At 71.8% G+C, this 9696-nt stretch carries 8 protein-coding genes; 5 read left to right on the top strand and 3 right to left on the bottom strand.

Translation table 11 applies throughout. The features are described 5' to 3' along the window. A partial coding sequence (locus tag C1J01_RS42080; RefSeq protein ID WP_268958800.1) for a GntR family transcriptional regulator occupies positions 1-270 on the bottom strand: 270 nt, incomplete at its 3' end. A gap of 68 nt (positions 271-338) precedes the next feature. Between C1J01_RS42080 and C1J01_RS42085 the strand changes: the two genes are divergently transcribed. Then, a complete protein-coding gene (locus C1J01_RS42085) occupies positions 339-1214 on the top strand; it encodes a DMT family transporter (RefSeq protein ID WP_111184634.1) in 876 nt (291 codons plus the stop codon). Positions 1215-1292: 78 nt separating this feature from the next. Beyond that, positions 1293-2948, top strand: a complete 1656-nt coding sequence (locus C1J01_RS42090; protein WP_111184635.1) for a fumarate hydratase — start codon at positions 1293-1295, stop codon at positions 2946-2948. A 65-nt stretch (positions 2949-3013) separates the two neighbouring features. Here C1J01_RS42090 and C1J01_RS42095 read toward each other — a convergent pair whose 3' ends face one another. Further along, positions 3014-3202 (bottom strand): DUF5999 family protein, encoded by a 189-nt coding sequence (locus tag C1J01_RS42095; RefSeq protein WP_111184636.1) that lies wholly within the window; start codon positions 3200-3202, stop codon positions 3014-3016. Between the two features lie 741 nt (positions 3203-3943). Here C1J01_RS42095 and C1J01_RS42100 point away from each other — a divergent pair. Genes C1J01_RS42100 through C1J01_RS42115 form a run of 3 tightly spaced genes read left to right on the top strand, consistent with a single transcriptional unit; the run spans position 3944 to position 8331 of the window. Then, complete coding sequence (locus tag C1J01_RS42100; RefSeq protein ID WP_111184637.1) at positions 3944-5050, top strand: serine/threonine-protein kinase; 1107 nt, start codon at positions 3944-3946, stop codon at positions 5048-5050. A gap of 35 nt (positions 5051-5085) precedes the next feature. Then, positions 5086-6894: a serine/threonine-protein kinase gene (locus C1J01_RS42105; RefSeq protein WP_111184638.1), complete on the top strand. Its 1809-nt coding sequence runs from the start codon at positions 5086-5088 to the stop codon at positions 6892-6894. A 51-nt stretch (positions 6895-6945) separates the two neighbouring features. After that, positions 6946-8331, top strand: coding sequence for a class II fumarate hydratase (locus tag C1J01_RS42115; RefSeq protein ID WP_111184639.1), 1386 nt, complete (start codon positions 6946-6948; stop codon positions 8329-8331). Between the two features lie 12 nt (positions 8332-8343). On the opposite strand, the gene trpD is transcribed toward C1J01_RS42115, so the two are convergent. Further along, a complete protein-coding gene (gene trpD / locus C1J01_RS42120; protein ID WP_111184640.1) occupies positions 8344-9405 on the bottom strand; it encodes an anthranilate phosphoribosyltransferase in 1062 nt (353 codons plus the stop codon). Positions 9406-9696: the final 291 nt, after the last annotated feature.

Here is a 9696-nt window from a genome sequence, read left to right on the forward strand (position 1 = left end):
GCGTGCGGGGGTGCGGCGGGAGGCGTTCTTCGGCGCGACGCGCGTGCCGGCGCCCACCTGGGAGACCAGGAAGCCCTCGGCCACCAGTTGCTCGTACGCCTCCACCACCACGCCCCTGGAGACCTGCAGGTCGGCGGCGAGGTCGCGGGTGGCGGGCAGGCGGGTGCCCGGCGCGAGCCGCCCGCCCCGGATGGAGTCGCGCAACTCGGACGCGATCTGCCCAGCGATTCCACCTTTTTCGCGATTTATCTGGATGTGGAGGTCGGCCATATTGGTCCTGTCTTCCGGCGGGACATTGGACTGTTTCCGGGAACCATTGCCTTCCTAGCATCCAACGCATGAACAGCGGCATCGCAGGGGCCGCCGCGGCCATGTTCCTCGTCGGAACGCTGGCCGGGGTCTCGGGGCTCATCGACTCCTATCCCGTGTACGGCGGCCAGGCCGTGCGCTACCTCGTGGCGGCGGTCATCCTGCTGCTCATCACGCGGGCGCTCGGCCTGCGGTTCGTCCGCCCGACACCGCGCGAGGCGCTGTGCCTGGGCGGCCTGACCCTGCTCGGCCTGGTGGTCTTCAACGTCTGCGTGATCGAGTCCACCCGCGCCTCGGGCCCGGCGCTGGTCGGCACGGTGCTCGGCACCGTGCCGCTGGCCCTGGCGCTGGCCGGCGGGCGTCCGGCGCCCCGGGTGCTGGCAGGGGCGTGCGTGGTGGTGGCCGGGGCGACGCTGGCCACCGGGCTCGGCAGCGGCAACACGACGGGCCTGCTGTGGGCGCTCGGCGCGCTGGTCGGCGAGGTGAGCTTCTCCCTGCTGGCCATCCCGCTGCTGCCCAGGCTGGGGCCGATCAGGACGTCGGCGTACTCGACGACGCTCGCCGTGCCCATGCTGGCCGTCATCGGGCTCGCCACGGAGGGGTCGGGGATGCTCCGGACGCCGACGGCCGCGGAGGCGTTCGGGCTGACCTACCTGGCGATCGTGGTCACGGTGGTGGCGTTCTTCCTGTGGTACCGGTCGCTGCCCAAGCTGGGGCCGGGGAGAGCGGGGCTGTTCGCGGGGCTGATCCCGGTGGCGGCCATCGTCACGGGCGCGCTGCTCGGGGTCGCGCTGCCGACCGCGTACGACCTGCTGGGCGCGGGCCTGGTGGTCGTCGGCATCCTCGTGGGGCTGAGCGCCCGACGGCCGTCGGCGGAGCCGGCCGCCGGACCGTCGCGGGCGTGAGCCCGCGGTCCTCCACGCACCAGGGGCTGAGCACCCGCCCGGAGGCGCGTAATCTCTTGGAGGACCGAAAGGATGGACATGGGCGAGTTCGACTACACCGACCTTCTTCCGCTGGGCGCCGACGACACCGAATACCGGCTGATCACATCGGAGGGGGTGCGGAAGGTCGAAGCGGCTGGGCGTACGTTTCTCGAGGTCGACCCGGAGGCGTTGCGACTGCTGACCGAGACGGCCGTCCATGACATCTCCCACTTCCTTCGGGCGTCCCACCTGGCGCAGCTCCGGAAGATCATCGATGACCCCGAGTCGAGCGGCAACGACCGGTTCGTCGCCCTCGACCTGCTGAAGAACGCCTCCATCTCGGCCGGCGGCGTGCTGCCGATGTGCCAGGACACCGGCACGGCGATCGTCATGGGCAAGCGCGGCCGCCACGTGCTGACCGACGGCCAGGACGCCGAGCACATCTCGCGCGGCGTGTACGACGCCTACACCAAGCTCAACCTGCGCTACTCCCAGATGGCCCCGCTGACCATGTGGGAGGAGAAGAACACCGGCGACAACCTCCCGGCCCAGATCGAGCTGTACGCCGAGGACCCCCACGGCCACCCCGACGAGTACAAGCTGCTCTTCATGGCCAAGGGCGGCGGCTCGGCCAACAAGTCGTTCCTGTACCAGGAGACCAAGGCGGTGCTCAACGAGAAGCGCATGATGGCCTTCCTGGAGGAGAAGATCCGCTCGCTCGGCACGGCGGCCTGCCCGCCGTACCACCTGGCCGTCGTCGTCGGCGGCACCTCCGCCGAGTACGCGCTCAAGACCGCCAAGTACGCCAGCGCCCGCTACCTCGACTCGATCCCCACCGAGGGCTCGCCGTCCGGGCACGGGTTCCGCGACCTGGAGATGGAGCAGAAGGTCTTCGAGCTGACGCAGAAGCTCGGCATCGGCGCGCAGTTCGGCGGCAAGTACTTCTGCCACGACGTCCGCGTCATCCGCCTGCCGCGCCACGGCGCGTCCTGCCCGGTGGCCATCGCGGTCTCCTGCTCGGCCGACCGCCAGGCGCTCGCCAAGATCACGCCGGAGGGCGTGTTCCTGGAGCAGCTGGAGACCGACCCCGCGCGGTTCCTGCCGGAGACCACCGACGAGCACCTCTCCGACGACGTGGTCAAGATCGACCTCAACCGTCCCATGCAGGAGATCCTCGCCGAGCTGTCGAAATACCCGGTCAAGACGCGGCTCTCGCTCACCGGCCCGCTCGTCGTGGCCCGGGACATCGCGCACGCCAAGATCTCCGAACTGCTCGACAACGGCGGCGAGATGCCGCAGTACCTGAAGGACCACGCGGTCTACTACGCCGGTCCGGCCAAGACCCCCGAGGGGTACGCCTCCGGCTCGTTCGGTCCGACCACGGCCGGGCGCATGGACTCCTACGTCGAGCGTTTCCAGGCGGCGGGCGGCTCGATGGTGATGCTGGCCAAGGGCAACCGCTCGAAGCAGGTCACCGAGGCGTGCCAGAAGTACGGCGGCTTCTACCTGGGCTCCATCGGCGGCCCCGCGGCTCGCCTGGCGCAGGACTGCATCAAGAAGGTCGAGGTGCTCGAATACCCCGAGCTGGGCATGGAGGCGGTCTGGAAGATCGAGGTGGTCGACTTCCCCGCGTTCATCGTGGTCGACGACAAGGGCAACGACTTCTTCACCGACAAGACGGGGCCGGTGCTGACCATCGGCCGCCGCTCGTAGCGGTCAGACGGCGAACGGCGCCGGGTGGGCGATCCCGCCGCCCGGCGCGGGCGCCACGGTGAGCGTCACGCGGCCACCGGGGTGCGGTGGGGCGCGACCACCGAGCCGTCGGGCAGCAGCAGGCCGGTGTCCTCGAAGAGCACGACACCGTTGCACAACAGGCTCCACCCCTGGTCGGGGTGGGACGCGATCACATGCGCTCTCTCACGGTCGGGAGAGTCGGCACTCGGGCAGACGGGGTGGTGTGGACACATGGCGCACCTCTCAGATAGCGCTCCTGATCGCGGATGGTCAAAAGGGCAGCTTCCGCCCCGACGGCGTGCGAAGGTCCAGTGAGGCCGCGCTCGGCTTCCTGGGCCGGCGTCGAACCTGGGTCTGGCGCATCTTCATCACGTCCTCCAACGGTCTGTCTTCAGTGCGATGGACCGGGGCGTCAGCCTCAGTCTGACGTTCGGGACCGACAGTTTCCGGTGGTCTGCGGGTGCTTGCCGTCTTTCACGGCTCTACCATGCACCCGTCCGCTTACGACACTCTTACAGCTCGCTGACGGCACCCGAACGGTTCATGTCAGCCAGACTGCCGCAGGCGTGAAAACCCCCTCCCGGGCATCATGCACAACCTGCCTGCCGGTGACTGTGCCGATGGACACACGCCGCTGGCGGTCCGGGAGTACGTCGCAGCCATGCCGGGCGGAAACGCGCGCGCGGACCGGGGTAAGCCCTCCGCGCGGCGGGACCAAACCAACCCTCGACCCACGGCCAAGCCCAGACCCAGGAGACTCGACGGACACTCGACGCGCCGGTGCGAACGTAATAGCGTTCTGTGCGGCCGGACCCCGGTCGGTGCGGGGCCGAGAGCCCGTGAACCCGTCAACTGCGCGGATGCCGCGCCGAGGACGGCTGACGTGATCAGTCAGACGAGTTGACTGAAGTTCGCAACAAATTATCGGCCACGCCTCTACTGGTCGGTTTACGCAAATAGGTAAGCTGCCTGCCATGCGTGCGCCCTCCGGTTACCTCCTCGCCGCGCGCTATCGGCTGATGGAGCCGGTCGGACGCGGCGGCATGGGCACCGTGTGGCGGGCGCACGACGAGCTGCTCGACCGTGACGTGGCGGTCAAGGAGGTGCGGCTGCCGGCCGTGCTCGACGAGGAGCTGCGCGCCGAGCTGTGCGCCCGCACCGAGCGCGAGGGCCGGGCGACCGCGATGGTCGCGCACCCGTCCGTCATCACCGTCTTCGACGTCGTCACCGAGGACGACCGGCCGTGGATCGTGATGGAGCTGCTGCGCGCGAAGTCCCTGGAGCAGCTCATCCAGGAGCAGGGCCCGCTGGAGCCGCGCCGGGCCGCCGAGATCGGCCGGCAGATCCTCGGGGCGCTGCGCGCCGTGCACGCCAAGGGCATCCTCCACCGCGACGTCAAGCCCAGCAACGTGCTGGTGACCGAGGATCGCGCGGTGCTCACCGACTTCGGCCTGGCCGCACTCGAAGGTGACGTTTCCATCACCCAGGCGGGCATCGTCCTCGGGTCCGCCGGTTACATCGCGCCCGAGCGGGTGCTCGGCGCGAAGGCCAGCCCCGCCGGCGATCTGTGGTCGCTCGGGGCGACCCTCTACACCGCCGTCGAGGGCAGGGGCCTGCACGGCCGGCGTACGGCCGCCGCCGCGCTCGCCGCGCTCACCACCGGCGAGCCGATCCCCATGACCAAGGCCGGGCCGCTGGCGCCCGTGCTCGACGCGCTGCTGCGCATCGACCCGGCCACCCGGCTCGACTCCGTACGCGCCTCGCTCATGCTGGCCAGGGTGGCCGCGGGCGGTTCGGCGGAGGAGCCGCTGCCGCGCCGGCCGTCGCGGCCGGGGTCGGTGATCACGCAGCCGCCGTTCACGCGCCGGCCCGCCCACCGCGGGCTGCACCGCGCCGACGCCCCCGCGCAGACGCTGAACGTGCCCTCCCCCCGGCAGGAACGCAAACCCGGAGAAGGCGTTCATCGCAAGCGCGGAGAAACGCGGCCTGCTCCGTCCGCTTATGCCCGCCTGAAAGCGACGGTGATAAAGTTGTGCCTTCCTCGGCGGTTCTGGCCACGAGAACTTCGCAAGCGAGGGTAAAGCACTTCCCAAGCGAGAATCGATATCTTCTTCTCATGCCGGAACAGCAGACACGCCTGCTCGCGGACCGCTATGAGCTCGTCGCCCCCATCGGCCGGGGCACCATGGGCACCGTATGGCGCGCCCGCGACCGCGCGCTGGGGCGCGAGGTGGCGGTCAAAGAGATCCGCCAGGACCCGGGGCTCACCGAGGAACAGCGGGCCGAGCTGCGCGAACGCATGGTGCGGGAGGGCCGTATCGCCTCGCGCATCAGCCACCCCTCCGTGGCGTCCATCCACGATGTCCTGATCCAGGACGGCAGCCCGTGGATCATCATGGAGCTCATCGAGGCCCGCTCGCTGGAGCAGGTGATCGACGAGGAGGGCCCGCTGCCGCCGCGGCTCGTGGCGGAGCTCGGCGTCGACCTGCTCGGCGCGCTGCGGGCGGCGCACGCCCAGGGCATCACCCACCGCGACGTCAAGCCGGCCAACGTGCTCATCACCGAGAGCGGCCGGGTGGTGCTGACCGACTTCGGCATCGCCAAGGCGGAGGGCGACTCGCGGCTGACCCGGACGGGCATGGTGATCGGCTCGCCGGGCTACACCGCCCCCGAACGTGCCAGAGGCGAGTACACCGGCCCGGAGTCCGACCTGTGGTCGCTCGGCGCGACGCTGTACTTCGCCGTCGAGGGGCGGCCGGCGTACGAGCGGGCCACGGTCGCCGAGACGCTGGCGGCGCTGCTCACCGAGAACGCCGACCCGCCGACGCAGGCGGGGCAACTGCGGCCGGTGCTGAACGGACTGCTCAACAAGGACCACCGGCAGCGGCTCAACGCTGCGCAGGCGGAGACCATGCTCCGTATGGTCGCCGACACCCCCACCAGCGAGATGCCGGCGATGACGGCCGAGGCTCTCAAAGCGCAGGAGACCGCATTGCCCGACTCGTCCCCCGACCCTCGGAAGACCTCACCCGCCGCCCGGCCATCCGGCCCTCAGGCGCCCGGCGCTGCGGGCGTGACCCCGCAGGCCGCCCGGTCCGGGCAGCCCGGAGGAGGTCCGGCCGGCCACGGCGCCCCGCCGTCCGCGGGACCGGCTGGAGGGTCCGTCCCCGGTGGTCCCGGCAGGGGGCCGGGCGCTCCCCGTCCCGGGACGCCGGGTCCGGGCGGACCTCACGGCGGTAGCGGCGCGCATTACGTCGGCGGACCCGATGCCGGCAGCGGGTCCAACCCGGCCGGCGGCCGCGTGCCAGGGGCGCCGGGAACTCCTCCCGGCCCTGTCTCGGGGCCGCAGGCGCGTGGTCCGCAAGGGCCGGGAGCCGTGTCAGGCCCGCAAGGGAGAGGCCCGGTGTCGGGCCCGCAGGGGGTCGAGGGCGGGGCGGCTACCGTGCCGCACCTTTCGCCGCCCGGGCGTGCGCCGCAGGGTGGCGCGGCCGGTCACGCCGCCACCGGTGGCGGCGGCAACGCGGCCGGCCCGAACGCGGAGGCGGGCGGTGAGGCGGGGTTCGATCCGGATCGCACGATCAGCGTGTCGCGGCCCAAGAGCCCGGCGCCCGGTCCCGAGCAGGGTGGCCGGCGGCCCCCGGTCGACGAGGGGGCGCTGACGACCAGGCGCGTGCCGCCTCCCCAGGGAGGGGCTCCGGGCCAGCAGGTCTACCCGGCGCCGGGAGGCGGGCAGCCGCAGGGCAACCAGCAGGTCCCCCAGGGCCCGTACGCGGGTCACGGCCTCGGCACCGACCTGTTCAACATCGCCGGCCCGCCGGAGCAGCAGTCCAAGGGCAGCCGCAACGGCATGCTGGTGCTCATGGCCGTGGCCGCCGGCGCGGCCGTGGTGATCGCCATCCTGATCGTCGCCTTCATCACCGGCTGACCCCGGCCCGGCTCCGGCCCCGGTGCGCGAGCGTGGGACAGACTGGACGTCATGAGCGAGTTCAGAATCGAACATGACTCGATGGGCGAGGTACGCGTACCGGCCGGCGCCAGGTGGCGCGCGCAGACCCAGCGGGCGGTGGAGAACTTTCCGATCTCGGGACGGACGCTGGAGCCGTCCCACATCGCCGCGCTGGGCCTGATCAAGGCGGTGGCCGCCGAGGTCAACGGCGAGCTGGGCGTGATCGACAAGGACATGGCGGAGGCGATCGCGCAGGCCGCCGCCGATGTGGCGGACAACGAGCACGACGCCCACTTCCCGATCGACGTCTTCCAGACCGGCTCCGGCACCTCCTCCAACATGAACGCCAACGAGGTGATCGCGACGCTGGCCGAGGAGCGGCTGGGCCGCCCCGTCCACCCGAACGACCACGTGAACGCGTCGCAGTCGTCCAACGACGTGTTCCCGACCTCGATCCACGTGGCGGCGGCCACCGAGGTGACCTACCACCTGCTGCCCTCGCTGCGGCACCTGGCCGAGACGTTGCGGGAGAAGGCGGTCGCGTTCGACGGAGTGGTGAAGTCGGGGCGCACGCATCTGATGGACGCCACCCCGGTGACGCTCGGGCAGGAGTTCGGCGGCTACGCCACGCAGATCGAGAACGCCGTCGTCCGGGTCATGGCCGCGCTGGAGCACGTGCTGGAACTGCCGCTCGGCGGCACGGCCGTGGGCACGGGCATCAACACGCCGCCGGGGTTCGCCCAGGAGGCGATCAGGAAGCTGCGCGAGGCGACCGACATCCCGTTCACCGAGGCGCGCGACCACTTCGAGGCCCAGAGCGCGCAGGACTCGATCGTCGAGCTGTCCGGCCAGCTCAAGGTCGTGGCCGTGTCGCTCAACAAGATCGCCAACGACCTGCGCTGGATGGGCTCCGGGCCGCGGGCGGGGCTCGGCGAGATCAACCTGCCCGACCTGCAGCCCGGCTCGTCGATCATGCCGGGCAAGGTCAACCCGGTGATCCCCGAGGCCACGGCCATGGTGGCGGCCCAGGTGATCGGCAACGACGCGGCGATCACGTTCGCGGGGGCGTCCGGCAACTTCGAGCTGAACGTGCAGCTGCCGGTGATCGCGCGCAACATCCTGGAGTCGATCAGGCTGCTGGCGAGCGTCTCGCGGCTGCTCGCCGACCGCTGCGTCGCCGGCATCACGGCGAACGTCGAGCGTCTGCGCGAGTACGCCGAGTCGTCCCCGTCGATCGTCACGCCGCTCAACCGCTACGTCGGCTACGAGGAGGCCGCGAAGATCGCCAAGCAGGCCCTGCGGGAGCGCAAGACCATCCGCGAGGTCGTGATCGAGCGCGGCCACGTCGCCGACGGCACCCTGACCGAGGAGCAACTCGACGCCGCGCTCGACGTGTTGTCGATGACCCGTCCCTGAGCCGCCCCTGGGCTACCCGCGCGCCCCGGCGGCGCGCGTGGCCTCGGCCCACCGGTCGAGCAGCGCCAGGGCGGCGCCGGAGTCGACCGCGTCGGCGGCCCGCTTGACCGCTCCGCCGAGGGCCGGTGTCAGCTCGGCCGCCGGCGGGGCGCCGTCGGCGGCCACCAGCGCGGCGGCCGCGTTCAGCAGGACGATGTCGCGGACGGGCCCGTGCTCGCCGCCGAGGACGGCGCGGGCCACGCCGGCGTTGTGCCGGGCGTCGCCGCCGTGCAGGTCCTCGAGCCGGGCCCGCGGGATCGACAGGTCCAGCGGGTCGAACGTCGTGCGGGTCGCGCTGCCCCGGCGTACGACCCAGACGGCGGACGGGCCGGTGGTCGTCAGCTCGTCGAGCCCGTCGTCGCCCCTGAAGACCAGCGACGAGCCGCCGCGCTCGGCGAGCACCCCGGCGATGACCTCAGCCATGGCGGGGTGGAAGACCCCGACCGCCTGGGAGGGCGGCAGGGCGGGGTTGGTGAGCGGTGCCAGGAAGTTGAAGACCGTGGGCACGCCCAGCTGGCGGCGCGCGCCCGAGGCGTGTCTCAGCGCCGGGTTGAAGACGGGCGCGAAGCAGAACGTGATGCCGACCTCCTCGGCCACGGCGACCGCGGCGGCGGGCGGCAGGTCGATGACCACGCCCAGCGCTTCCAGCACGTCGGCCGCGCCCGCCGTGGAGGAGGCGGCCCGGCCGCCGTGCTTGACGACCTTGGCGCCCGCGGCGGCGGCCACGACGGCGGCCATGGTGGAGACGTTCACGGTGTTGGCGCGGTCGCCGCCGGTGCCGACGAGGTCGACCGGCTCGCCGGAGACGCGGATCGCCGCCGCCCTGGCGAGCATGCCGTCGGCCAGCCCGGCGACTTCGGCGACGCTCTCGCCCTTGGCCCGCAGCGCGACCGCGAACGCGGCGATCTGGGCGTCGGTCGCCCGCCCCGACATGATCTCGCCCATCGCCCAGGCGGCCTGGCGGGAGGTGAGCGACACGCCTTCGAGCAGCGTGGTGAGCAGCGCCGGCCAGGTGGTGCCGGTGGTGGTGACCATGAGCGTCCCTTCTCGTCAGTGCTCGACGGGGGGACACCCACCACAAACGGTGACGGCCGCCTCGTCGAGGCGGCCGTGTGCGCATTCGCTGGAGGTCCGCCTCAGAAGGCGGGCCACCACTGGAACGAATGCGTGATCATGAGCGCAACCTTACCAGACGCCGTTGATCCACATATCTCCTCGCCTATCTATGTCGGTGGCACCCATGCGTCGCGGCGGGGCGAACGCCTAGGGTTCGGGATATGGCGAAGGATCTGACGGGGCGGACCGCGCTGGTGACGGGGGCCGGGG

The sequence above is a fragment of the Nonomuraea aridisoli genome (assembly GCF_003236395.1).
Lineage (GTDB): Bacteria > Actinomycetota > Actinomycetes > Streptosporangiales > Streptosporangiaceae > Nonomuraea > Nonomuraea aridisoli.

Excerpts from the sequence above, each read along its gene's own strand:
- C1J01_RS42105 (WP_111184638.1), top strand. The coding sequence starts at position 5,086 with ATGCCGGAACAGCAGACACGCCTGCTCGCGGACCGCTATGAGCTCGTC.
- C1J01_RS42085 (WP_111184634.1), top strand. The coding sequence starts at position 339 with ATGAACAGCGGCATCGCAGGGGCCGCCGCGGCCATGTTCCTCGTCGGA.
- C1J01_RS42095 (WP_111184636.1), bottom strand. The coding sequence starts at position 3,202 with ATGTGTCCACACCACCCCGTCTGCCCGAGTGCCGACTCTCCCGACCGT.
- C1J01_RS42100 (WP_111184637.1), top strand. The coding sequence starts at position 3,944 with ATGCGTGCGCCCTCCGGTTACCTCCTCGCCGCGCGCTATCGGCTGATG.
- C1J01_RS42090 (WP_111184635.1), top strand. The coding sequence starts at position 1,293 with ATGGGCGAGTTCGACTACACCGACCTTCTTCCGCTGGGCGCCGACGAC.
- trpD (WP_111184640.1), bottom strand. The coding sequence starts at position 9,405 with ATGGTCACCACCACCGGCACCACCTGGCCGGCGCTGCTCACCACGCTG.
- C1J01_RS42115 (WP_111184639.1), top strand. The coding sequence starts at position 6,946 with ATGAGCGAGTTCAGAATCGAACATGACTCGATGGGCGAGGTACGCGTA.